Source organism: Microvirga sp. BSC39, from assembly GCF_000739015.1.
Lineage (GTDB): Bacteria > Pseudomonadota > Alphaproteobacteria > Rhizobiales > Beijerinckiaceae > Microvirga.
The window spans coordinates 14,188-36,487 of sequence record NZ_JPUG01000056.1 but is presented as its reverse complement, the minus strand read 5'-3'; the positions used below and the strand labels follow the sequence as shown (position 1 = coordinate 36,487).

Sequence of the window (22,300 nt, the reverse complement as noted above, 5' to 3'; positions counted from 1 at the left end):
TCACCGCCATCAGGGTTTCACGCAATATTCTGCCAAGGACTGCCTGACGGCAAGTCGAACTTCGCAAGGACATGCCCCGCCCCGCAAGCCTATGCTCCGAACCATCGAAGGAGGCTTGTTATGTCCGACCTCGCCTGCACCACCTCTCCCCCGAAGGTTCGTCCTGCCCTCCTGGGCTGGATCGCGGCCCTGGCGACTGTGACGATCTGGGCTCTGTGGGCGGTTGGCACCCGCCATGCGGTCACCCACGATCTGCCGCCTGCCGCGATCGGGCTGGTCCGGTTCGGCGTCCCGGCCCTGGTGCTGCTTCCCTTCAGTTGGCGAGCCGGTCTGTTTCCGAAAGGCCTGAGCCTGGCCAAAGGCTTGGGTCTTCTCGGCTCCGGCGCCCCGTTCTTTCTCATCGTCGCGGCGGGCATGCAGTTCGCCCCTGCGGCGGAGATCGGTCCGCTCCTCCCGGGCACCATGCCGCTCTTCGTGGCCCTCATCGGCTGGGTGGTTTTCGGGGACCGGCTCACGGGCGTGCGGGTCCTCGGCTTCGCCCTTGTCCTGGCCGGCATCGTGGGCATCGGCGGCTACGGAGTCTTGTTCGCCGCCGATGGCGCCTGGCGCGGTCACCTCCTGCTGCTCACCGGCGCCTGCCTGTGGGGCATCTACACCCATGCCTACCGCCGCAGCGGCCTGTCCGCCCTGCAGGCGGCCGCCCTCATCGGGCTCTGGTCCTTCCTGATCCTGCTGCCCTTCGGCCTCCCCTCACTCATGCAGGTGCTCGGCAAGGGTCTGGCCGGACCGATCATCCTGCAGGCGCTTCTTCAGGGCCTTGTTGCAGGCGTAGGCGGAATCGTTCTCTACGGCATGGCCATCGACCGCCTCGGCGCCTCGCGGGCGGCAGCCGTGTCGCCCCTGTCCATCGTGCTGGCAGCCCTGCTCGCCATACCGGTCTTGAATGAAATCCCAAATCCCGCCGCCTGGATTGGGATAATCCTGGCCACCTCGGGCGTTGTGCTGGCGAGCGGCATCTTCGGCCAGGATACGTCAGGTCCCAGGGCATGAGGAGGATGCACAACGAACGGGAGCGCCGATGTTCTTTTTCTTCTCGAACCGACTGGGCTGCGCAGGCTCGCTGCTGATTTCAGCCGTGCTGACCCTGATCGTGCTGGCGCTCATGGGGGTGTTCTGACGCGGCGGCGGTTTGAGCCCTCGCCTGTTCGCAGGCCCTGACCGCCCGCAGGAAGCTTCGCTCGACATCGTTCCGGTCGGCTGCTTCGGCCACGTCGCGTTCGGCCGCTGCCCTGATCAGATGCGCGTGACGGAGAAGCGCCCGGCACTGTTCCTCAAGATTCGCATGCTCGGCCATGCGCCTGATCGCCTCCAGCATGTGGATGAGGATCGCCGGATGGGACGACCCGGCCTGCCGGATCTGGTGGAACGCGGCGTCGAGGAGACCCTCGTAGGTGCTGACCTGCCGATAGACCCGCACCCGGCCCGATTCGGCGCGTAGGGTCTCGGCGGGAAGGCACCGGCCCATCGCCCGCGACAGGGCGCCCCGCAACCGGTCGATGACGACGGTGGCGGTGAAGGGATCGTTGATTCCCGGCGAGAGGGCGCGCAGCGCAATCTCCACCAGATGGCGGATGGGAAATTCCAGATCCTGGGTGGGGGTGCGCTCGTTGCCGCTGACGATGAACTCGCCGATCTCGCCCCGGATCTTCCTGGGCTCGCCCGTGGGCGGATAGACCAGCACGCGGCGATCGCCGTCGACGATGAAATCGCCGGCGCGGAAATCCAGTCTCACGACGGCATCGCGCTTCCCGGCCCAGGCGACCATGGCCTCATAATCCACCGCCTGCACGTAGCCCTCATACGGCAGGGCGATCCGCTCCGCCCTCTCGTCGAAATCGTCCGGCAGGCCGCCGGGTGCGTGTTTCGGGGCGCGTTCATCCAGCTCGGGCAGGTTCTTCACGGCCTTGTCCAGATCCTGCCGGACCCGCCGCACCACCTCGTCGGCGACGATCGAGTGGGCCACTCCCTGGATGAAGGCGATGAGCGCCAGGACGCAGATCAGGGCCAGGACCGTGCCGACGGTCACGGAGGCATGCGGCACCTCCGGCATGGGCGCCTTGCCGTGGATCGAGCGCAGCACGATCAGGCAGTAGACGATGGTCATGACGAAAATGCCGAGAACGGTCTGCGTCCGCAGATCGGCCCGGAAAATCCGAATAAGGCGGGAGCCGTAGGAATTGGCCGCCAGCGTGATGGCCACCACGGTCACCGAGAAAGCCATGCTGGCCATGGTGATGATGGCGGAGAGCAGGGTGGAGAGGAGGTTGCGGGCGTCCTCTCCGTCGCCGCTGTTGATCCACCAGGTCCGAACCTGATCCTCGGATCCGTAACCTTCATCCACCTGAAGCATGAGCACCGCCAGACCGGTGCCGACGACCATCAGAATCGAGGGGATGAACCACAGGCTGGTTCTGACACTGTCCCATAAGGTGAGGAATCGATTCAGCATTCCTCCTCAACGCACGGAGAACTCATGCGGGTTCCGCTCCGCCCCGTTTCATCCAGGCAATAAAAAAACCCCACCCTCTCGATTTGAGAGGATGGGGCTCATATTCCGCAGGCGGACGGTCCGCCTCAGGTGTTCCAATCAGGTATTCATGGAGTCGAAGAAGTCGCCGTTCGACTTGGTCTGACGCAGCTTGTCGAGCAGGAACTCGATGGCGTCCACCGTGCCCATCGGGTTGAGGATGCGGCGCAGCACGTACATCTTCTTGAGCGTGTCGGCCGGAACCAGCAGCTCTTCCTTGCGGGTGCCCGAGCGGGTGATGTCGATGGCCGGGAAGGTGCGCTTGTCGGCGACCTTGCGGTCCAGGATGATTTCCGAGTTGCCGGTGCCCTTGAACTCCTCGAAGATCACCTCGTCCATGCGCGAGCCGGTGTCGATGAGCGCCGTCGCGATGATGGTGAGCGAGCCGCCCTCCTCGATATTGCGCGCCGCACCGAAGAAGCGCTTCGGGCGCTGCAGGGCGTTGGCGTCGACACCGCCGGTGAGCACCTTGCCGGAAGACGGCACCACCGTGTTGTAGGCGCGGCCCAGGCGCGTGATCGAGTCGAGCAGGATGACCACGTCGCGGCCGTGCTCCACGAGGCGCTTGGCCTTCTCGATCACCATCTCGGCCACCTGCACGTGGCGGGTCGCCGGCTCGTCGAAGGTGGAGGCCACGACCTCGCCCTTCACGGAGCGCTGCATGTCGGTGACTTCCTCCGGGCGCTCGTCGATGAGCAGCACGATGAGGTAGCACTCGGGATGGTTGGTGGTGATCGACTGCGCCACGTTCTGCATCAGCACGGTCTTACCCGTGCGCGGCGGCGCCACGATGAGCGCGCGCTGGCCTTTGCCGATAGGCGACACGATGTCGATGATGCGCGGCGAGAAATCCTTGCGCGTGGGATCGGCGATCTCGAGGTTGAAGCGCTCGTGCGGGAAGAGCGGCGTCAGGTTGTCGAAATGGACCTTGTGCCGGATCTTCTCCGGATCCTCGAAATTGATCGTGTTGACCTTCAGGAGCGCGAAGTAGCGCTCGCCTTCCTTAGGGCCGCGGATCGGGCCGTCCACCGTGTCGCCGGTGCGCAGGCCGAACTTGCGGATCTGCGAGGGCGACACGTAGATGTCGTCCGGGCCGGGCAGGTAGTTGGAATCCGCCGAGCGCAGGAAGCCGAAGCCGTCCTGCAGCACCTCGACGACGCCCGCGCCGATGATCTCCACCTCGCGCGCCGCCAGCTGCTTGAGGATCGCGAACATGAGCTCCTGCTTGCGCATGGTGCTCGCATTCTCGACCTCGAGCTCCTCGGCGAAAGCGATGAGTTCGGTCGGCGTCTTGGATTTCAGGTCTTGAAGTTTGATTTCCCTCATCGGGGAACACTCTCGGGGTAAGGTCGCGGGCAGGTTGGGCTGTACGCGGGAGGAGACAGGGGAAACGTTCGACAGGGCCGCCGGGTTCACGAACCGTGACTGGAGAGCCCTGAGGGCCCGTGCAGCGCACCTGTCTTTGAGGAAGAGAAGTCTTATGTAGCGGTTTTCGGCGCAAGTCTCAAGGGGCTAATCGGACGATCAGCCACAAACCCCGAATCCTTCACCCTTCGCCCCTCTCCCAGGGTGGATGACAGCCGTCATTGGCGAGCCTGACGAGGAAGATACGAACCCGTTCGCTCTCCCGGTCCTCGAGCGTATCCCACAGCGGCCAGTCGGGAGAGGCCTCGATGGCATGAAGGATGGTCCAGTTCAGGCCGTGCGCCAGGTCCCCTTCGCGGGGCAGAAGGCGCATCAACGCTCTGATGTCGTCCGAAGACAAGGGATGAACGAGAGCATCGAGAAGCCTCACGGCCGCATCGAGCTGCGCGGGACCGAGCTGATCCGACAGAACCGGCACGATTCGGCAAAGACGGCTGACCGCCTCCTGGGTCACAGGTGTTCCTAGCCCGAGAACGGCTTCACGATCACCAGGATCACGATGCCGATCATCAGCACGGTCGGCACCTCGTTGAGGATGCGATAATATTTCGCCGGACGCGTGTTCCTGTCGGCGGCGAATTCCTTGAGACGGCGCACGTAGACCCCGTGCAGGCCCGAGAGGATCAGCACGAGCAGCAGCTTCCCGTGCAGCCAGCCGGAGGTGTACCAGCCGCCGTCCCAGACGAGGTACAGACCGAGCACCCAGGTGACGATCATGGCCGGGTTGATGATCGCCTTGAGCAGGCGCCGCTCCATGATCTTGAAGGTCTCGGATTGGATCGAACCCTTGGGGGTCTCGCTGTGATAGACGAAGAGGCGCGGCAGGTAGAGCATGCCGGCCATCCAGGCGATGACGGCGATGACGTGAAACGCCTTGAGCCACAGATACAGCATTTTGTTTTAAGCCCCCCGCACGCGGGCGATCATCTGCGCCACGTGGTCGACCGGGGTCTCCGGCAGGATGCCGTGCCCGAGATTGAAGATATGCGGGCGGCCGCGGGTCGCCGCGAGGACATGATCGATCCCCTGCTCCAGCGGCTGTCCGCCGGCGATCAGGGCCAGCGGATCGAGGTTGCCCTGCGTGGCGAGCGTATTCGGCAGGGTCGGGAGCACGAGGGCCGGATCGAGGGTCCAGTCGAGCGCCAGCCCGTCGCCGATGCCGGCCGATGCGAAGCGATGAAGGTTCGCACCGCCGCCGCGCACGAAAACGATCACCTTGGCGTCAGGGCGTTCCGCTTTGAGACCCTCCACCATGCGGCGGATCGGGTTGAGCGACAGCCGGTCGAACAGGGCCGGCGGCAGGGCCGACCCGAAGCTCTCGAAGATCTGCACGGCTTCCGCGCCCGCATCGATCTGGCGGATGAGATAGGCCGTGGAGGCGCGCACGAGCCGGTCGATGAGCTGTTCCATGAAGGCCGGATCGCGATAGGCGGTGATGCGCGCCGGCGCCTGGTCAGGCGTGCCCTTGCCGGCGATCATGTAGCTCGCCACGGTCCAGGGCGCGCCGCAGAAGCCCAGCAGCGTAGTCTCCTTCGGCAGGGACTTGCTCAGGCGGTCGAGGGTCTCGAAGACGGGATCGAGCCGCTCCAGGGGCAGCTCGTCGGCAAGCCTGGAAAAATCCTTCGCCTCGGTGATCGGATCGAGCTTGGGTCCCTCGTTCTCCACGAAGCGCACGTCTTGGCCGAGCGCATGGGGAATGACCAGGATGTCGGAGAACAGGATCGAGGCGTCGAAGCCGAAGCGGCGGATCGGCTGGAGCGTCACCTCCTCGGCGAGCCTTGGGTTGTAGCAGAGATCGAGGAAGGAGCCGGCCTGTTTTCGGGTCTCCCGGTATTCCGGCAGGTAGCGGCCGGCCTGACGCATGATCCAGATCGGCAGAGGCCAGACCGGCTCGCCGTTCAGCACGCGCAAAATCGCCTTGGTGGAACGTGTGCTCACAGGCCCTCTCTTAAAAGAAGAATCTTTGAATCTTAGAATCTGATGTTTCTCTTGGGCCGTGAATCACAAAGCCGCAACCCCGTCCACAGATGGTCCACATGGCCCGAGGCTTTAAGGGATCCTTAACGGATGGGGCGGGCCCGCCACAATCCTTTCCGAAATCTTAAAGCTTAACAGCCCGTTAACGAAGCTTAACCAAAACTGAATCGAATTCCTGGCCCTGATTCGTGCCGGATTCTCCCAAAGGGTCGATTCCAGACTCACACAGCGGCCAGCCTTGTTGATGGTTTGCGACGAATCCCACAGGGCCTTTTGCTGGACCTCCGAACACAAGCGTTTTATCCACACTCATCGACTCCTCTTCATGGAGACATCGGGCCGTGGGACGCAGCTATTTTCATCTCCATCTCGTCTCCGACTCGACGGGCGAAACCCTGATCACCGTCGCCCGCGCGGTGGTGGCGCAATACGAGGGCGTGGCGGCCATCGAGCACGTTTACCCGCTCGTGCGCTCCACCACCCAGCTCGAGCGGGTGATCCACGAGATCGAGACCGCGCCGGGCATCGTGCTCTACACCCTGGTGGAGCAGGAACTGGCCAGCCGCCTGGAAGAGGTCTGCCGCGCCACCGGCTCGCCGCATCTGTCCGTGCTCGAGCCGGTTCACGCCCTGCTCTCTTCCTATCTCGGCACGCACTCGACGGCGCGTCCCGGCGCACAGCACATGCTGAACGCCGAGTACTTCAAGCGCATCGACGCCATGAACTTCACGCTCCTGCACGATGACGGGCATCTGCCGCACGATCTCGACGACGCGGATGTGATCCTGGTGGGCGTGAGCCGCACCTCGAAGACGCCGACCTCCATCTATCTCGCCAACCGGGGCCTCAAGACCGCCAACATCCCCCTCGTGCCCGGCGTGCCGCCGCCGGCGGTGCTGGAGACGGCGAAGACGGCCCTGATCGTCGGCCTCGTGGCGACGCCGGAGCGCATCGTGCAGATCCGGCAGAACCGTCTCCTGAGCCTGAATGCCGACGACGACACTTCTTACGTGGACCGCGAGGCGGTGGCCGAGGAACTGGCGGCCTCCCGGCGGCTCTTCGCCCGCAACGGCTGGCCGGTGATCGACGTGACCCGCCGCTCCATCGAGGAGACGGCAGCGGCGATCATCGATCTTCACCGCGACCGCCGCCAGCGCCTGAGCACGAGTTAAGCCATGCCCGCCCTCTGGACCCCTTCGGACAAGCTGCTGCTGGCCTCCACGAGTGCCACCCGCCTGATGCTCCTCGTGAGCGCGGGGCTCCCGGTGGAGACGCAAGACTCCGGCATCGACGAGCGGGCGGTCGAAGGGGCCGCCGCGCACGAGGGCCTCGATCCGCCGTCGCTCGCGGGCAGGCTTGCGGCGGAAAAGGCCCTGGCGGTCAGCCGCCGCCACCCGGACAGGGTGGTGCTCGGGGCCGACCAGGTGCTCGCCTGCGATGCGCAGGTGTTTCACAAGCCGGCGGACCGCGAGGCAGCCCGCCTTCAGCTCAAGCGCCTCGCCGGCCGGCGGCACTCTCTTCATTCCGCCGGAGCCCTTGCCATCGGCGGGCAGGCCGTGGAGCGCCTCTCGGAAAGCGCGCATCTCACCCTGCGGCCGCTGACGGACCAGGCCATCGATCTTTATCTCGACCTTGCCGGCCCCGACGTGCTCAAAAGCGTCGGCGTTTACCAGCTCGAAGGGTTTGGCATCCATCTGTTCGAGACGGTCGAGGGGGATCATTCGACGATCCTGGGGCTCCCCCTTCTGCCGCTTCTCGCCGCCCTGCGCCGTCTCGGCTGCCTGGCTCTTTAGGACAAGCATTCATGGCGAAGGCCTTCGTCGTCGGCCATCCGATCAAGCATTCGCGCTCGCCGCTGATCCACGGCCACTGGCTGAAGACCTATGGCCTCGACGGCTCCTATGAGCGCATCGATGTGGCGCCTGTGGATTTCGGGAATTTTCTGGAGAGTTTCTACGCGCGCGGCTTTGCCGGCGGCAACGTCACCCTCCCCCACAAAGAGGCGGCTTTCCTCGGTGTCCGCCGCAGGACCGAGCGGGCGCAGCGGGTCGGCGCGGTCAACACCCTCTGGGTCGAGGACGGCGTGCTCTGGGGCGACAACACGGACGCCGTCGGGTTCATCGGCAATCTCGATGCCACGCTGGGGACAGGCTGGGAACAGGATGTGGAAACCGCCCTCGTGCTCGGGGCCGGCGGTGCCGCGCGCGCCGTGGTGGCGGGTCTGCAGGACCGGCCCCTCAAGCGCATCTTCGTGGCGAACCGCACCGGGTCGAAGGCGGAGGACCTGGCCCGCGATCTCAGGCCGGGCAGTGCGGTCTCCCTGGAGACCGCCGCCTGGGAGGCCCTCGGGCGGGTGATCCCGCATGCCCAGCTCATCGTCAACACCACGTCTCTGGGCATGGCGGGCCAGCCACCGTTGGCCATCGATCTCTCCCGTGCGCCTCGCAACGCCGTGGTGACGGACATCGTCTATGTGCCCCTGGAAACGCCTCTGCTCGCTGCCGCCGCCGCGCAGGGCCTGAGGACCGTCGATGGTCTCGGCATGCTGCTGCACCAGGCGGTGCCGGGCTTCCGGCGCTGGTTCGGCGTCACCCCGGAGGTCACCCCGGAACTGCGCTCCCTCATCCTCGCCGATCTGGAGGCGGCCCGATGACCTTCGTGCTCGGACTCACCGGCTCCATCGGCATGGGCAAGTCGGCCACCGCCGATCTCTTCCGCAAGCTGGGCGTCCCGGTCCATGATGCCGACGCCACCGTGCACCGGCTCTATCGCGGCCGCGCCGCGCCGCTGATCGAGAAAGCCTTTCCCGGCACCGTGGCGGACGGAACTGTTGATCGCCCGAAACTCGGTGCCGCCGTTCTCAACAGCCCGGCGCGCATGAAGGAACTCGAAGCCATCGTGCATCCGCTGGTGCGGGAGGAGGAGGAGACTTTTCTCGCTCGCGTTTCGGCCCTCCCCATCGCCGTGCTCGACATCCCCCTGCTGTTCGAGACCAGGGGCGAGACGCGCTGCGACGCCACCCTGGTGGTCACGGCGCCGGCCGAGGTGCAGCGGGAGCGGGTGCTGGCCCGGCCCGGCATGACGGCGGAGAAATTTTCTGCCATCCTGGCCAAGCAGATGCCCGACGCCGACAAGCGCGCCCGGGCACATTTCCTGGTCGACACCAGCCGCGGCTTTTCTTCCGCCGAGGCGCAGGTGCGCTCCATTCTCGTTTGCCTCGCCGGCCGTCCCGGACGGCGTCACCGTTTTTGATGAAGAGTGTTTGTGATGTTGCGTGAAATCGTTCTCGACACCGAAACCACCGGAACCAGTCATGCAAGCGGCGACCGGGTGATCGAAATCGGCTGCGTGGAGATGCTCAACCACATCCCCACAGGCAAGAGCTATCACGTCTACATCAACCCGGAATGTCCCGTGTCGCCCGGCGCCTTCGCGGTCCATGGGCTCTCGGACGAGTTCCTGGCCGACAAGCCGGTCTTTGCGACAATCGCGGACGAGTTCATGGACTTCGTCGCCGATGCCCGCCTCGTCATCCACAATGCGGCCTTCGATATCGGCTTCCTCAACGCGGAACTCGCCCGCACCGGGCATCCGCAGTTCAACCTCGCGGATGCGGTCGATACGCTCTCGATGGCCCGGCGCAAGCACCCGGGGGCGGCCAACAACCTCGATGCGCTGTGCAGCCGCTACGGGATCGACAATTCCCGGCGCACCAAGCACGGGGCGCTCCTCGACGCCGAGATCCTGGCCGAGGTCTATATCGAGCTGATCGGCGGCCGGCAGGTGGGCTTCGACCTCTCGCTGCAGCCGACGGCCCGCCGGAGTGCCGCGGCGGCGGAACGCGCCGCCCGGGATGCAAGGCCACGCACCCTGATCTCCCGCCTGACGGACGCCGAGCGCGCTGCCCACGAGGCCTTCATCCAGTCCATCGGGCCGAGCGCCATCTGGCGCGAGTACCTTGGCGAGACGAAGCCGGAAGCCTCCTGAGCGCCGGAACTCTCGTCAGCTTACCACGAAGCGACAGACATCGTCGGTGAGAGACGCCAGAAACGCATCCCGGTCAGGATGCGAGTCCACGATGTGGGGCGGCAGTTCGTGCATGAAGGTGAAGTGGCCGGCCTCTTCCACCAGGCGGACCTCCACCGGCGATCTCGGCTCCAGCGCTTCCTTCAGGAATGCCGCCTGCGCTGGAGGGGTCACGGTGTCCTTCGCTCCGGCCCATGACAGGATAGGCGCATCCACAGACGCCAGCGCACCCGGCGCCCGGAAGAAATCCATGGCCGGGGTGAAAAGCACCAAGCAATCGAAGTTGATCGTCGACGCTACGGATACCCTCTGTCCGGCCAACGTCTGAGCATGGCCTCCCGCCATCACGAGCACCATCGTGGCGCCGATCGAATGACCGATTCCAGCGATCGGAAGGTCTTCTTGCGCGAACGAGCGAACAGCCAGTTCAAGGCGGCGCGTCCGCGCCTGCATCTCATCCTCGCGGGGCACCGGAGACGCCATTGGCTCGAAATGCGGCGCGACCACTGTGCAGCCGTGCTGCGCGAGGGCTTGCAGCAGCGGAAGATGACGCCGCGGATCCCCGCCCCGCCCGGCGGCAAACAAAGCCGTGCGGGAGGGCTGCGCCGCTTCAAGCACCACAACCTCGAATGAATGCGGGCCGTCCCTCAATGGCGATATGAAGAAGCGAGAACCGTCCATCATCTGCCTGCAATTATGTAACCTGATGGCCGAGCTATAACCCGGTGGGCACCGATCGCACAAAAAAATCGGGCGAAGCTTCCGCCTCGCCCGATCTGAAAAATTCCGAAACTTGTCCGAGTGCTTACGACAGGGTCTGGCCTGCGCCGTCCTGCTGCCCCTGGACCTCGGCGGCGCGCTGGCGGTAGAGGGCCACGAAGTCGATCGGGTCGATGTAGAGGGGCGGGAAGCCGCCGTTGCGGACCGCATCGGCCACCATCTGGCGGGCGAAGGGGAAGAGCAGGCGCGGGCACTCGATCATCACCACCGGGTGCAGCTGCTCCTGCGGGATGTTCTGGATCCGGAACACGCCCGAATAGGTGAGCTCGAAGGCGAACAGCACGTCCTTGCCGCCGATCTTGGCATCGCCCTCAAGGGTTAGGTCGATCTCGAAGTCGGCCTCGGCGAGCTGCTTGGCGTTCACGTTGACCTGCAGGTTGATCTGCGGGCCTTCCGTCTGCTGCTGCAGGGAGCGGGGGGCGTTGGGGTTCTCGAAGGAGAAGTCCTTGCAGTATTGCGCAAGGGCGTTCAGCGAGGGCGCTGCGTTGTTTGCCGCATTATCGGCCATGGGTTCATGCTCCCTAAGGGGGTGTGTCTCGTCAAGCCCGGGCGGAACGCTTCCCCAAAAGCGAAGCGTCTGCGGCGGCGGGCCATGGATCTTCGCGCTACCATGCTTCTCATGCGGGAAGCAAGATTTTGAGCCAACTCATTCGCTTGTCGGGGGCACAGGTGGATGTTACGACCTCAAGACCCCATATGCGAAGGATGACACCTTCACCTCCTCGACACAACGCCCGGCGACAACCGGGCGCGGGCAGGCTTACAACGGATCGACGATGCAGGATTCCTTCGACATCACGACCCTCATTTTCATTGTTCTCGCCGTATTCGTGATCTGGCGTCTCCGCTCGGTGCTGGGACAGAAGACCGGAAGCGAACAGCCCCCCTTCGATCCCATGTCACGCCGGGATGCCCCCCTGCGCCCGGGCAATGCGCCGGCCGAGCCCGATCACAATGTGGTGCGCCTTCCCGGCGCCGCTGGCCCCCGTCCCGCCGCCGAGGTTCCGCCGGCCGAGCGCTGGAAGGGTATCGCCGAGCCCGGTACGCCCACCGCTCAGGCGCTGGACGGCATCGCCCGCCTCGAGCCGAATTTCGATGCCGCCGACTTTCTTGAAGGGGCCAAGTCCGCTTACGAGATGATCGTCACGGCTTTTGCCCAGGGCGACCGCAGCACCCTCAAGGATCTTCTCTCCCGCGAGGTCTATGAGGGCTTCGAGCGGGCGATCACCGAGCGCGAGCGCCGGGGCGAGACGGTGGAGACCACCTTCGTGTCCATCGACAAGGCCGAGATGGCCGGGGCCGAGCTCCAGGGCAAGAATGCTCAGGTGGTGGTGCGCTTCCTGTCCAAGCTGATCACCGCCACCCGCGATGCCTCCGGGGCCGTGGTGGACGGCAGCCTCGAGACCGTGGCCGACGTCACCGACGTGTGGACCTTCGCCCGCACGCTCGGCAGCCGCGATCCCAACTGGCTGCTCGTGGCGACCGAAGCGGGGCAATGATCCATGCCGGGCGGGGCCTTGTCGCCTGTCTGGTTGCCAGCCTCAGTATCTGGACGCTGAGCATGCCCGATGCCGTGGCCGGACCGGCCCTGAAGGACCTCGCACGCCTGGAGCCCCTCGCATTCGCGGATCTCGCCGGATGGGACGCGGACGATCACGCGGGGGCCTTCCGGGCCTTCCTGCGCTCCTGCCGGGCGCTTGAGGCCGCGTCCGCCGGGCTGCGGCCGGCGCAGGCACCTCAAGGAGACCTTCTTGCTGTGTGTCGCGAGGCCCTGAAGATGCCCGATGCCGATAAGGCGGAGGCAAAACGCTTCTTCGAGACGTCTTTCCAGCCCCAACTGGTCATTCCCCATACGGGCGGGGGCTTTCTCACCGGCTATTACGAACCCGAATTTCAGGGCTCACGCACGCCGGATACCACCTACCGGGTTCCCCTGCTCGACCGGCCGCAGGACCTCGTGACCATCCCGCAGGGCGAGACCCTGCCGGGGATCGAGAAGGGCCTTCAGGCAGCCCGGCGCACGGCTGACGGCCACGAGCCCTATCCGGACCGCGCCGCCATCGAGAGCGGTGCCCTGGGCAAGCTGGCCCGGCCCATCGTCTGGCTTCGCGAGCCGGGCGAGGCCTTCATCATCCATGTGCAGGGCTCGGCCCGCATCCGCCTCGCCGACGGCTCGGTGATGCGGGTCGCCTATGCCGGGCGCAACGGGCGGCCCTACACCTCCATAGGCCGGGTTCTGGTGCAGCAGGGCGAGATGGACCTGGAATCCATGACGCTCGAAAAGCTCATGGGATGGCTGAAGGACCATCCGGAACAGGCCAAGGCCCTGATGGGGCAGAACCAGTCCTACATCTTCTTCCGCGAGGCCGCGGAGCTGGCGCCCGAGGACGGCCCCATCGGCGGGGCAGGCCACCCGCTCGTGCCCGGCCGGAGCCTCGCCGTCGACCGCTCCCTCTGGGCCTACGGCCTTCCGGTCTGGCTCGACGGGCAATTGCCCCTGACCCTCGACAAGGCCGAGCCGCTCCGGCGCCTCATGATTGCCCAGGATACGGGCTCGGCCATCGTCGGCCCGGCCAGGGGCGACTTCTTCTTCGGCAGCGGCGAGGAGGCGGGCCGCCGCGCCGGGCTCCTGCGCCATCCCGTGCGCTTCGTGGTCCTGCAGCCCAAACCCCGTTCATGACCCGCAAGAGCCGCACCCGACAGCTCAGCCCCGAGGAGAAGCGGCTCTGGTCCCATGTGGCCCGGCACGTGAAGCCCATGCAGGGCAAAGCCCTGCCGCCGGAGCCTGAGCCCGAAGCAGCGCCTGCCAAGGCTCCTGCTCCTGTGGCGGCGAAGCTCCCGCCAGCCCTGCCCCCTCTCCCGCCCGCCAAACCTGCCCTGCCCCCGATGGCCCCGGTGGAGCGCAAGACGCTCCAGGCCCTGCGTCGCGGCCGCAAGGATGTGGACAGCGTCATAGACCTGCACGGGATGCGCCAGGAGGAGGCGCATTTCGCCCTTCTCGGCTTCCTGCACAGGGCGCAGGGCTCCGGCCATGCCCTCGTGCTCGTGATCACCGGCAAGGGCGGGGCTGCCGTCAGCAACGGCCTGTTCGAGGAGCGCGGCGTGCTGCGGCGCATGGTGCCGCACTGGCTGCGCCTGCCCGACCTGCGCCATCTGGTGGTCGGCTTCGAGGAGGCCTCTCCCCAGCATGGCGGATCCGGTGCACTCTATGTCAGGCTCCGCCGGCGGCGGAGCGTGGGGTAACACGATGACTCCCTTCGGAGAACGGGTGCGGCAGCTGCGCCAGGAGCGCGGGCGCATGTTGAAGGACATGGCCGCGCATCTCGGCGTGTCGAGCGCCTATCTCTCGGCGCTGGAGCGCGGTGAACGAGGAAAGCCCACCTGGACGCTCATCCAGGGCGTGCTGCAGTATTTCCACATCATCTGGGACGAGGCCGATGAGCTCACGCGGCTGGCCGACCTCTCCGATCCCCGGGTGAAGATCGACACGGCCAACACCGACCCCAAGGCCACCCTGCTGGCCAACCGCTTGGCGCGGGAGATCCGCGGCCTGACCCCCGACGAACTCGACCGGATGGTCGCAGTGCTCGACCAGGCGCAGGAGCGGGAGCGCGGGGCCGGTTGCGCAGTTCCGAGCGACGCCCAGGCACCCGTCTCACCTCGGTAAGAGCCTCGAACCTAAAAGCCGAAGGCACTTTTAGGATCCATTCGATGCTCGATGTCCTAAGAGCTTGACCTCCCCTGCCCCGGATGCGAAAGCGCCCCGTCTTTCTCAAACCCGGTGGCTCATGTCCCAGACCCGCATCGACGTTCTCACCCTCGGCAACGCCATCGTTGACGTGCTCGCCCATACGGACGAGGCCTTTCTGCTGCAGAAGAAGGTCCACAAGGGCGCCATGCAGCTCATCGACGAGGCACGGGCGGAAGAGCTCTACGGCGATATGGGTCCGGCCATCATCGTGTCGGGGGGCTCCGGCGCCAACACGGCGGCGGGCGTGGCCTCCTTCGGGGTCAAGGCAGGCTTCATCGGCAAGGTGAAGAACGACGAGACGGGCAAGCTCTTCGCCCACGACCTCAAGGCCATCGACGTGCATTACGACGTGAAGCCCGCCGAGGATGGCCCGGCCACCGCCCGCAGCTTCATCCTGGTGACGCCGGACGGCGAGCGCACCATGAACACCTATCTCGGCGCCTGCCAGAACCTCACCCCCGACGACGTGAACCCGGACACGGTGCGCGCCTCATCCATCGTCTATCTCGAAGGCTATCTCTGGGATCCGCCGGCCGCCAAGGAGGCCTTCCGCAAGGCTGTGAAGATCGCCCATGAGGCCGGCAACAAGGTCGCGCTCACCCTGTCCGACGCCTTCTGCGTCGACCGCTACCGCGACGAGTTCTTGGGTCTGATGCGCGACGGCAGCCTCGACATTCTGTTCGCCAACATCCACGAGCTGCAGAGCCTCTACGGCACCTCGGACGCCGACACCGCTCTGGCAGCGCTGCGCGAGGAAAACGTGCTCGGCGCCATCACCCGCTCGGCCGAGGGCGCGCTGATCGTGAGCCGCGGCGAGACCAAGGCCGTGCCGGCCTTCCCGGTGGAGCGCGTGGTCGACACCACCGGCGCCGGCGATCTCTTCGCCTCCGGCTTCCTCGCCGGGCTCGTGAAAAACCTGGATCTGACCGACTGCGCCCGCCTCGGGGGGCTTGCCGCCGCCGAGATCATCAGCCACCTCGGCGCCCGCCCGCAGACCAGCCTCAAGGAGCTGGCCGAGCAGCAGGGTCTGCTGAGCTGATGCACGCTGTCATCCCGGGGCCGCGTCAGCGGAGCCCGGGATCCATAACCGCTGACGGTGCAGAATGAGGTGGGACGCGAGTCGCACTTCCTGAAGCGTCGTGCTTACGGATCTCCGCCTGCACGGGGATGACACTGGAGGATGGCGTTTAGACTAATCCCCGCCCGTCTGCCCGAACCACAGCCCAAACAGAGCGGCGAGCGAGACGAGGGCGAGAAAACCGTTGAAGGCCACGAACAGGAACGGCGGGATGCGCTGCACGTCGGGCTGCGGCGGCTGGGCGCCCTGGAACAGCTGACGCCAGACGGCGGCCGCGAAGCAGAAGGCGCTGAAGAGGATCAGGACCGAACCGGTGGAGACGATCATCCAGTCCGGCACCACGCCCTCAAGCAGTTTTTTCGCGCCGATGCCCGAAGCCAGCGACGCCAGGCCGGTGCGCACCCAGGCCGCATAGGTCCGCTCGGCGGCAAAGACCGTGCGGTTGGCGGCCAGCTCCGTGCGCCGGTCGGCGGAGTCCTTCATCTGCACGCTGGCGACCGCTGTCGTCTTGGCCGCTTTCTGCGTGTGCTCCGCCGCCTCCTGGGTGTTTTCCGCAGCCTCCTGAGTCTGCTCAGCGGCCTCCTGGGTCTGAACAGCCGCTTCCTGCGCATGCTCGGCGCTGCGCTTGATCTTCTCGTCGACCGGTGGCGTTGCCATGCAACCTCCTCTTCGGAGGCACAACGCCCAAGATTGCGAAATGGTTGGCTTCAGGGGCCTGTGCCGAACAGGATGGACAGCGGCCACGCAATCGCGAGCCAGGTGAGACCGGCGAGAACGAACAGGGCTCCCGTGGATATGCTGGAAGTCTTGTCGCCCCACAGCGCATCCATGATCCGGCTCGGCTGATCCGCCGCGCTGGCGGCCATTGCCGCGGACGCGCTCACCCCCCTGGCGGAGCCGAAGAACATGAGGGCTCCGAGCGCACCCATGCCCAATCCCACATACGTTGCGATATCGAACATCTCGATGGCGGAGCGCCGGTCGAGGAGCCACACAGCCAAAGCCGTGACGATCAGCGCCAGGATGTTGAGAACGGTCAATCCTTTGGCGAACCGCTTCACGTCAGACTCACAGCCGCCGCAACGCCACCGTCTCGATCCGGTGGCTCGCGCCCTTCTTCAGGATCAGGCTCGCGCGCTGGCGGGTCGGCACGATGTTCTCCTGCAGGTTCAACAGGTTGATGCGGGTCCACAGGCCCTCGGCGATGCCGATGGCCTCCGCCTCGGGTAGCTCCGCATAGCGCCGGAAATAGGAGAGCGGATCGCGGAAAGCGGTGTGGCGCAGGCGCAGGAAGCGGTTCACGTACCAGCGGTGCAGGTCGGCCTCGTCGGCGTCGATATAGACCGAGAAGTCGAAGAAGTCGGACACGAAGGGAATGGCCGTGCCGTCCTTGGGCATGCGCGCCGGCTGGAGCACGTTGAGCCCCTCGACGATGAGGATGTCCGGCCGGTCGACATTGGTCTCCTCGCCGGGCACCACGTCATAGACGAGGTGGGAGTAGAGAGGCGCCTTCACGTTGCGCTTGCCGGCCTTGATGTCGGCCAGGAAGTGCAGGAGCTTTCCGGTGTCGTAGCTCTCCGGGAATCCCTTTCGCTCCATGAGCCCGAGCCGCGTCAGCTCGGCGTTGGGCAGGAGGAAGCCGTCCGTGGTGACGAGGTCCACCTTCGGGGTGTTGGGCCAGCGGGCGAGCAGCGCCTTGAGCACACGGGCCGTGGTGGATTTGCCCACCGCCACCGAGCCCGCCACGCCGATGATGTAGGGCACCTTGGCGTCCTTCTCGGCGAGCAGGAAGCGCTGTGTCGCCTTGAACAGGCCCTGGGTCGCCGCAACGTAGAGGGAGAGCAGGCGCGAGAGCGGCAGATAGATCGCCGCGACCTCATCCAGCGAGATCGGATCGTTGAGGGATTGCAGCTGCACCACCTCGTCGGCGGTGAGCGTCATGGGCGCGTCAGCACGCAGCTTCGCCCATTCGTCCCGGGAAAAGACCCGGTAGGGCGACAGGCCGTCATCGGTCTCGGCGGCGGAAACCACGTTGGGCTGGTCCATGCGAACCACCTTTTCCGTTTTAGGTCTTGCGCGCGGCCTTCTCCGCAAGACCCGACTGCGCCGTGCGGCGCTCCAGTTCGGCCATGACGTCACTTAGAGGAATATTCGCGCCCTGCAACACGACCAAAAGATGATACAGCACATCGGCGGCTTCCGCCGTGAGGTTTTCGCGGTCGCCCTGCACGGCAGCAATCGCCGCTTCCACCGCCTCCTCGCCCAGCTTCTTGGCCGCCTTGGCCGGGCCACCGCCGATGAGCTTGGCCGTATAGGACTCGGCCTCAGGCGCCGCGGCGCGTTCGGCCACGATGCGGGCGAGATCGTTGAGCGTGAAGGAGGTCATCGGTGCACTAGCCCGGCAGGGTGACGACAAGGGGACCGTTGCGGGTGGCAACGACGGTGTGTTCGTACTGGACGGTGGGCGCGCGCGGCTCGCTGAACAGGGTCCAGGGATCGTCCCCGTCCTCGGCCCATTCCGCCCCCAGGGACAGGAAGGGCTCCACGGTGAAGACGAGACCCTCGTTCATGATCCGGCGCTCCGAGCGGTCGGGCCAGGTGGCGATCTCCTTCGGCTCCTCGTGCAGGGAATGGCCGATGCCATGGCTGGCCAGGTTGCGCACCAGGGTATAGCCGTTCTTCTCGGCAAATTGCCCGATGGCTTGGCCGATGCCGGCAATTGGCTTGTTGGCCCCGACCTGGCGCAATCCGATCCATAGGGCGCGCTTGCCATCCCGGCACAGGCGCTTGGTGGCGTTCGTGATCGGCGGGACCGGGAAGGAAGCGCCCGTGTCGGCGAACACGCCGTTCTTTTCCGCCGAGATATCGATGTTGACGAGATCGCCCGCCTGGATCCGCCGCGATCCGGGAATGCCGTGGGCGACCTCCTCGTTCACGCTGATGCAGGTCGCACCGGGGAAATCGTAGACGAGCTCCGGGCCGGACCGGGCGCCCGCCTTCTCGAGAAGGCGGCGCCCAATCAAGTCGAGCTCCGCCGTGGTCATGCCCGGCTCAAGCGCAGCCGCCATGGCCTCAAGGGTGTTGGCCACGATCCTGCCGATCTCCTGGAGCTTGTTCAGATCGTCTTCGTTGGAGACCGTCATGGGCTGAGTTCTTTCATGCTGTCCGGCTTGAAGCGCTGTGCGCCGGCTCATCCAGCCGCATCTTCAGTCCTGCCTTTGCCATGTAACCCTTGGCTTCCGAGATCGTATGGGTGCCAAAGTGGAAGATCGAGGCGGCGAGCACGGCGCTGGCATGGCCATCCTTCACGCCGTCGACCAGGTGATCGAGATTGCCGACGCCGCCCGAGGCGATCACCGGCACGGAGACTGCGTCCGCGATGGCCCGCACGAGCGCGAGATCGTAGCCGCCCTTGGTGCCGTCCCGGTCCATGGAGGTGACCAGAAGCTCCCCTGCCCCGAGTTCGGCCACCTGTTTGGCGAACGCGATGGCGTCGATGCCGGTGGCCGTGCGGCCGCCATGGGTGAAGATCTCCCAGCGCGGCGGTTCGCCCTCCCCTGAGACTTTCTTCGCATCGATGGCCACGACGATGCATTGGTTGCCGAACTTTTCCGACGCCTCGCGCACGAAATCCGGGTTCTTCACCGCAGCGGTGTTGATCGAAACCTTGTCGGCGCCGGCGAGCAGCAACTTGCGGATGTCCTCGACACTGCGCACGCCGCCGCCCACGGTGAGCGGCATGAAGCAGGCCTCGGCCGTGCGCTGCACCACGTCGAGCAGGATCCCCCTCGCCTCGTGGCTGGCCGTGATGTCGAGGAAGCACAGCTCATCGGCGCCGGCCGCGTCATAGGCCTTGGCGGCTTCCACCGGATCGCCCGCATCGACGAGGTCCACGAACTGCACGCCCTTCACGACGCGCCCGTCCTTCACGTCGAGGCAGGGAATGAGACGGACTTTCAGCATGGTTCACTCTTAATCACCTTCCCCTTGAGGGGGAAGGTCGGACCGCAAGGTCCGGGATGGGGTGGATGCGCGAGGCTTGCAGAACGGGGCGGTTCCACCCCTGTCCCGCTGCTGCTCGCGCAGCGTCGACCCTCCCCCTCAAGGGGAGGATGGAACAGGCACTTTTTTCAACAGCGCCAGCGCCTCAACCGGATCGATGCGCCCGTCATAAAGCGCGCGGCCGGAGATGGCGCCGTTGAGCACGGCGCAGTCGGGTTGGGTGAGGCGCTCGATATCGGCCATGGAGGCCAGGCCGCCCGAAGCGATGACCGGGATCGAGACGGCGCGGGCGAGCCCCAATGTCATCGGGAAGTTGAGGCCCTTGAGGATGCCGTCGCGGGCGATGTCCGTGTAGATGATGGCGGCGACGCCCGCATCCTCGAAGCGCCGGCCGAGCTCTTCCGCCGACAGGGTCGAGGTCTGGGCCCAGCCCTCCACGGCCACGAGCCCGTCCTTGGCGTCGATGCCCACCGCGATCTTGCCCGGATGGAGCCGGGCGGCCTCGCGCACGAAATCGGGATCGCGCACGGCGGCCGTGCCGATGATCACGCGGGACACGCCCTTGGCGAGCCAGCCCTCCACGGTCTTCATGTCGCGGATGCCGCCGCCGAGCTGCACCGGAATGTTTATGCGCTTGAGGATGCCTTCGACGGCCGCCGCATTCATCGGCTTGCCGGCAAAGGCGCCGTCCAGGTCGACCACGTGCAGCCATTCGAAGCCTTGAGCCTCGAAGGTGGCTGCCTGGTCGGCCGGATCGTCGTTGAAGACGGTCGCCTGGTCCATGTCGCCCTGGATCAGGCGGACGCAGCGGCCCTCTTTGAGGTCGATGGCAGGATAGAGGATCACGGGCGCCACCTCAGGAAATTGGCGATGAGCCTGAGGCCGAGGGCCTGGCTCTTTTCGGGATGGAATTGCGCGCCGACGAGGTTGTCGCGCCCGACGATGGCCGTCACCGGCCCGCCGTAATCAGTGGTGGCGACCGCATCCTCAGGGTTTGCGAGCGTGAACGCATAGGAATGCACGAAATAGGCGTGCAGCCCGTCGGATCCGGTGGGGATGCCGTCGAGTAGCGGATGCGGTTTGACCTGGGTCAGCGTGTTCCAGCCCATATGCGGAATCTTCAAGGCCGGATCGCTCGGTGTGATCGCCTTCACGTCGCCCTTGATCCAGTCGAGGCCATAGCTGGTCGTATGCTCCAGGCCGCGCGTGGCCATGAGCTGCATGCCCACGCAGATGCCGAAGAAGGGACGCTTGTCCTCGTGGACGCGCCTTTGCAGCATCTCGACCATGCCGGGCACGGAATCGAGGCCGCGGCGGCAATCGGCGAAGGCGCCGACCCCCGGCAGCACGATGCGGTCCGCCTTGGCGACGACAGCAGGGTCGGACGAGACAGTCACGGGACAATCGAGCTCCGCCTCGCGCGCCGCCCGCTCGAAGGCCTTGGCGGCGGAGTGCAGGTTGCCGGATCCGTAATCGATGATCACGACACTCACCGGGGACGCTCCGCGTCGGGGAAGAGACCGATCACCGGCTCGGGCCGCCTCGGGGTGGACAGGATCGGCGAAGGCGCCGGGCTGCGGGGCAGGGGGGCCGACTTGGCATCAAGCCAGCGGGCGAAGGCCTTGGCCTCCGCCTCGTCCAGGTCAGCGGCCGTCACCGCATCGACCGCCGGGCGGCCGCGGCGCGAAAGCGTCCAGCGCCGCAGGCTGTTGGCCTCCAGGCCGATCAGGCTCTGCAGCAGGAGCTGGGCAACGGAGCCGGCCAGCGGGTGCACGTCCAGCAAGGCCATGAGGCCGCCGAAGGCCAGCACCAGAAGCAGCACCGCGAGACCGGCGAGCCACAGGCGATGGACGAAGAACCACAGGAAGGTGAAGAAGAAGGCGCCCCAGGAGAAGGCGTCCTTCACGAGTTCGGATTCGTCCAAAGCGCTCGGATCACCCGGCCGCGCATCGCGCGGGAGGTGCAGGGTATAGGTGGTCATGGCGACGTTTCCTCGAGCCCTGTCCGGTGAGGGGAACCTCGGGTTGCCGGACAAGGCATCTCTTGATGGATCTAGAGCGTACCCTTGGTGGAGGGAACGCGGCCCTCTTCCCTTGGGTCCAGTGCCACGGCCTGACGCAAGGCCCGGGCTAAGCCCTTGAAGCAGCTCTCGGCGATATGATGGCTGTTCTCGCCGTAGAGCGTCTCCACGTGGAGCGTCAGCCCCGACTGGATGGCGAACGCCTGGAAGAACTCGCGCACCAGCTCGGTGTCGAACACGCCGATCTTCTCCGTCGGGAAGGTGGTCCGGAACACCAGGAAGGGACGGCCCGAGATGTCGAGGGCGATGCGGGTCAAGGTCTCGTCCATCGGCAGATGGATGCTGGCATAGCGCGTGATGCCCTTCTTATCGCCAAGCGCCTTCAGGATGGCTTGTCCCAAGGCGATTCCGGTGTCCTCGGTGGTATGATGCTGGTCCACATGCAGGTCGCCGGTCACCTTCACGGAGAGGTCGAAGTGACCGTGTCGGGCGAACAGTTCGAGCATATGGTCGAGGAAGCCGACGCCGGTGGAGATCTCGGCCTTGCCAGTGCCATCGAGGGCGATCGACAGGGCGATATCGGTCTCGGCGGTACGACGGCTGACGCTCGCGGAGCGCATCATCACAATCCTTTGCGGAACAAGAGACGGGGCC

At 66.0% G+C, this 22,300-nt stretch carries 28 protein-coding genes; 11 read left to right on the top strand and 17 right to left on the bottom strand.

Annotation, left to right across the window (positions count from 1 at the left end; genetic code table 11):
- Positions 1 to 120 precede the first annotated feature (120 nt).
- Positions 121 to 1,050 (top strand): DMT family transporter, encoded by a 930-nt coding sequence (locus tag MA07_RS08990; RefSeq protein ID WP_036349593.1) that lies wholly within the window; start codon positions 121 to 123, stop codon positions 1,048 to 1,050.
- A gap of 79 nt (positions 1,051 to 1,129) precedes the next feature.
- Here the strand turns inward: MA07_RS08990 and MA07_RS08985 are convergent, their stop codons facing one another.
- The 5 genes from MA07_RS08985 to hemE all read right to left on the bottom strand — a co-directional run bounded on the left by MA07_RS08985 (position 1,130) and on the right by hemE (position 5,950).
- Positions 1,130 to 2,509 (bottom strand): DUF2254 domain-containing protein, encoded by a 1,380-nt coding sequence (locus MA07_RS08985; RefSeq protein WP_052002977.1) that lies wholly within the window; start codon positions 2,507 to 2,509, stop codon positions 1,130 to 1,132.
- Between the two features lie 138 nt (positions 2,510 to 2,647).
- The gene (gene rho / locus MA07_RS08980; protein WP_081928863.1) at positions 2,648 to 3,913 is read right to left on the bottom strand and encodes a transcription termination factor Rho; all 1,266 of its coding nucleotides are present in this window, start codon (positions 3,911 to 3,913) and stop codon (positions 2,648 to 2,650) included.
- 220 nt (positions 3,914 to 4,133) lie between these two features.
- Positions 4,134 to 4,466 carry a hypothetical protein gene (locus MA07_RS08975; RefSeq protein WP_036349591.1) on the bottom strand — a complete coding sequence of 111 codons (333 nt, stop codon included), beginning with the start codon at positions 4,464 to 4,466 and terminating at the stop codon, positions 4,134 to 4,136.
- An 8-nt stretch (positions 4,467 to 4,474) separates the two neighbouring features.
- Complete coding sequence (gene hemJ, locus MA07_RS08970; RefSeq protein ID WP_036349668.1) at positions 4,475 to 4,903, bottom strand: protoporphyrinogen oxidase HemJ; 429 nt, start codon at positions 4,901 to 4,903, stop codon at positions 4,475 to 4,477.
- Between the two features lie 9 nt (positions 4,904 to 4,912).
- Positions 4,913 to 5,950, bottom strand: coding sequence for a uroporphyrinogen decarboxylase (gene hemE / locus MA07_RS08965; protein ID WP_036349588.1), 1,038 nt, complete (start codon positions 5,948 to 5,950; stop codon positions 4,913 to 4,915).
- 380 nt (positions 5,951 to 6,330) lie between these two features.
- Between hemE and MA07_RS08960 the strand changes: the two genes are divergently transcribed.
- From MA07_RS08960 to dnaQ, 5 genes are read left to right on the top strand one after another with little or no spacing between them, the layout of a single operon-like run.
- Positions 6,331 to 7,161, top strand: coding sequence for a pyruvate, water dikinase regulatory protein (locus MA07_RS08960; protein WP_036349586.1), 831 nt, complete (start codon positions 6,331 to 6,333; stop codon positions 7,159 to 7,161).
- A gap of 3 nt (positions 7,162 to 7,164) precedes the next feature.
- Entirely contained in the window at positions 7,165 to 7,782 is a 618-nt protein-coding gene (locus MA07_RS08955; protein WP_036349583.1) for a nucleoside triphosphate pyrophosphatase, read from the top strand.
- 11 nt (positions 7,783 to 7,793) lie between these two features.
- Positions 7,794 to 8,642 carry a shikimate dehydrogenase gene (locus MA07_RS08950; RefSeq protein WP_036349580.1) on the top strand — a complete coding sequence of 283 codons (849 nt, stop codon included), beginning with the start codon at positions 7,794 to 7,796 and terminating at the stop codon, positions 8,640 to 8,642.
- Complete coding sequence (coaE, locus tag MA07_RS08945) at positions 8,639 to 9,241, top strand: dephospho-CoA kinase (RefSeq protein ID WP_036349577.1); 603 nt, start codon at positions 8,639 to 8,641, stop codon at positions 9,239 to 9,241. The genes MA07_RS08950 and coaE overlap by 4 nt, the downstream gene beginning before the upstream one ends.
- A 15-nt stretch (positions 9,242 to 9,256) precedes the next feature.
- The gene (gene dnaQ / locus MA07_RS08940) at positions 9,257 to 9,976 is read left to right on the top strand and encodes a DNA polymerase III subunit epsilon (protein ID WP_036349574.1); all 720 of its coding nucleotides are present in this window, start codon (positions 9,257 to 9,259) and stop codon (positions 9,974 to 9,976) included.
- 15 nt (positions 9,977 to 9,991) lie between these two features.
- Here dnaQ and MA07_RS08935 read toward each other — a convergent pair whose 3' ends face one another.
- Both MA07_RS08935 and secB read right to left on the bottom strand, forming a co-directional pair.
- Positions 9,992 to 10,633 carry an alpha/beta hydrolase gene (locus MA07_RS08935; RefSeq protein WP_152568789.1) on the bottom strand — a complete coding sequence of 214 codons (642 nt, stop codon included), beginning with the start codon at positions 10,631 to 10,633 and terminating at the stop codon, positions 9,992 to 9,994.
- A gap of 187 nt (positions 10,634 to 10,820) precedes the next feature.
- Positions 10,821 to 11,303 carry a protein-export chaperone SecB gene (gene secB, locus MA07_RS08930; RefSeq protein ID WP_036349572.1) on the bottom strand — a complete coding sequence of 161 codons (483 nt, stop codon included), beginning with the start codon at positions 11,301 to 11,303 and terminating at the stop codon, positions 10,821 to 10,823.
- 268 nt (positions 11,304 to 11,571) lie between these two features.
- On the opposite strand from secB, the gene MA07_RS08925 reads away from it, so the two are divergent.
- From MA07_RS08925 to MA07_RS08905, 5 genes are all read left to right on the top strand, one after another.
- Positions 11,572 to 12,294 carry a Tim44/TimA family putative adaptor protein gene (locus tag MA07_RS08925; RefSeq protein ID WP_036349570.1) on the top strand — a complete coding sequence of 241 codons (723 nt, stop codon included), beginning with the start codon at positions 11,572 to 11,574 and terminating at the stop codon, positions 12,292 to 12,294.
- A 62-nt stretch (positions 12,295 to 12,356) separates the two neighbouring features.
- Complete coding sequence (locus MA07_RS08920; protein WP_036349664.1) at positions 12,357 to 13,475, top strand: MltA domain-containing protein; 1,119 nt, start codon at positions 12,357 to 12,359, stop codon at positions 13,473 to 13,475.
- A complete protein-coding gene (locus tag MA07_RS08915; RefSeq protein WP_036349567.1) occupies positions 13,472 to 14,038 on the top strand; it encodes a Smr/MutS family protein in 567 nt (188 codons plus the stop codon). Before MA07_RS08920 ends, MA07_RS08915 begins: the two co-directional genes overlap by 4 nt.
- Before the next feature lie 4 nt (positions 14,039 to 14,042).
- Positions 14,043 to 14,462, top strand: coding sequence for a helix-turn-helix domain-containing protein (locus tag MA07_RS08910; RefSeq protein WP_052002982.1), 420 nt, complete (start codon positions 14,043 to 14,045; stop codon positions 14,460 to 14,462).
- A 121-nt stretch (positions 14,463 to 14,583) separates the two neighbouring features.
- Complete coding sequence (locus MA07_RS08905) at positions 14,584 to 15,585, top strand: adenosine kinase (protein ID WP_036349566.1); 1,002 nt, start codon at positions 14,584 to 14,586, stop codon at positions 15,583 to 15,585.
- Between the two features lie 153 nt (positions 15,586 to 15,738).
- Here MA07_RS08905 and MA07_RS08900 read toward each other — a convergent pair whose 3' ends face one another.
- The 10 genes from MA07_RS08900 to hisB form a co-directional block, all read right to left on the bottom strand.
- A complete protein-coding gene (locus tag MA07_RS08900) occupies positions 15,739 to 16,281 on the bottom strand; it encodes a DUF202 domain-containing protein (protein ID WP_036349563.1) in 543 nt (180 codons plus the stop codon).
- Between the two features lie 50 nt (positions 16,282 to 16,331).
- The gene (locus tag MA07_RS08895) at positions 16,332 to 16,685 is read right to left on the bottom strand and encodes a hypothetical protein (protein WP_036349560.1); all 354 of its coding nucleotides are present in this window, start codon (positions 16,683 to 16,685) and stop codon (positions 16,332 to 16,334) included.
- 7 nt (positions 16,686 to 16,692) lie between these two features.
- On the bottom strand, positions 16,693 to 17,670 hold the full coding sequence (gene coaA, locus MA07_RS08890; RefSeq protein ID WP_052002975.1) for a type I pantothenate kinase: 978 nt from the start codon (positions 17,668 to 17,670) through the stop codon (positions 16,693 to 16,695).
- A 19-nt stretch (positions 17,671 to 17,689) separates the two neighbouring features.
- On the bottom strand, positions 17,690 to 18,010 hold the full coding sequence (locus tag MA07_RS08885) for a phosphoribosyl-ATP diphosphatase (protein ID WP_036349557.1): 321 nt from the start codon (positions 18,008 to 18,010) through the stop codon (positions 17,690 to 17,692).
- 7 nt (positions 18,011 to 18,017) lie between these two features.
- Positions 18,018 to 18,767: a type I methionyl aminopeptidase gene (gene map / locus MA07_RS08880; RefSeq protein WP_036349555.1), complete on the bottom strand. Its 750-nt coding sequence runs from the start codon at positions 18,765 to 18,767 to the stop codon at positions 18,018 to 18,020.
- Between the two features lie 13 nt (positions 18,768 to 18,780).
- Positions 18,781 to 19,587: an imidazole glycerol phosphate synthase subunit HisF gene (gene hisF / locus MA07_RS08875; protein WP_036349552.1), complete on the bottom strand. Its 807-nt coding sequence runs from the start codon at positions 19,585 to 19,587 to the stop codon at positions 18,781 to 18,783.
- Positions 19,588 to 19,725: 138 nt separating this feature from the next.
- Positions 19,726 to 20,481, bottom strand: a complete 756-nt coding sequence (hisA, locus tag MA07_RS08870) for a 1-(5-phosphoribosyl)-5-[(5-phosphoribosylamino)methylideneamino]imidazole-4-carboxamide isomerase (RefSeq protein ID WP_200879342.1) — start codon at positions 20,479 to 20,481, stop codon at positions 19,726 to 19,728.
- A complete protein-coding gene (gene hisH, locus MA07_RS08865; protein ID WP_036349546.1) occupies positions 20,469 to 21,119 on the bottom strand; it encodes an imidazole glycerol phosphate synthase subunit HisH in 651 nt (216 codons plus the stop codon). Before hisH ends, hisA begins: the two co-directional genes overlap by 13 nt.
- Positions 21,116 to 21,607, bottom strand: coding sequence for a DUF2628 domain-containing protein (locus MA07_RS08860; RefSeq protein WP_036349544.1), 492 nt, complete (start codon positions 21,605 to 21,607; stop codon positions 21,116 to 21,118). The genes hisH and MA07_RS08860 overlap by 4 nt, the downstream gene beginning before the upstream one ends.
- Before the next feature lie 71 nt (positions 21,608 to 21,678).
- Entirely contained in the window at positions 21,679 to 22,266 is a 588-nt protein-coding gene (gene hisB / locus MA07_RS08855; protein WP_036349657.1) for an imidazoleglycerol-phosphate dehydratase HisB, read from the bottom strand.
- Positions 22,267 to 22,300: the final 34 nt, after the last annotated feature.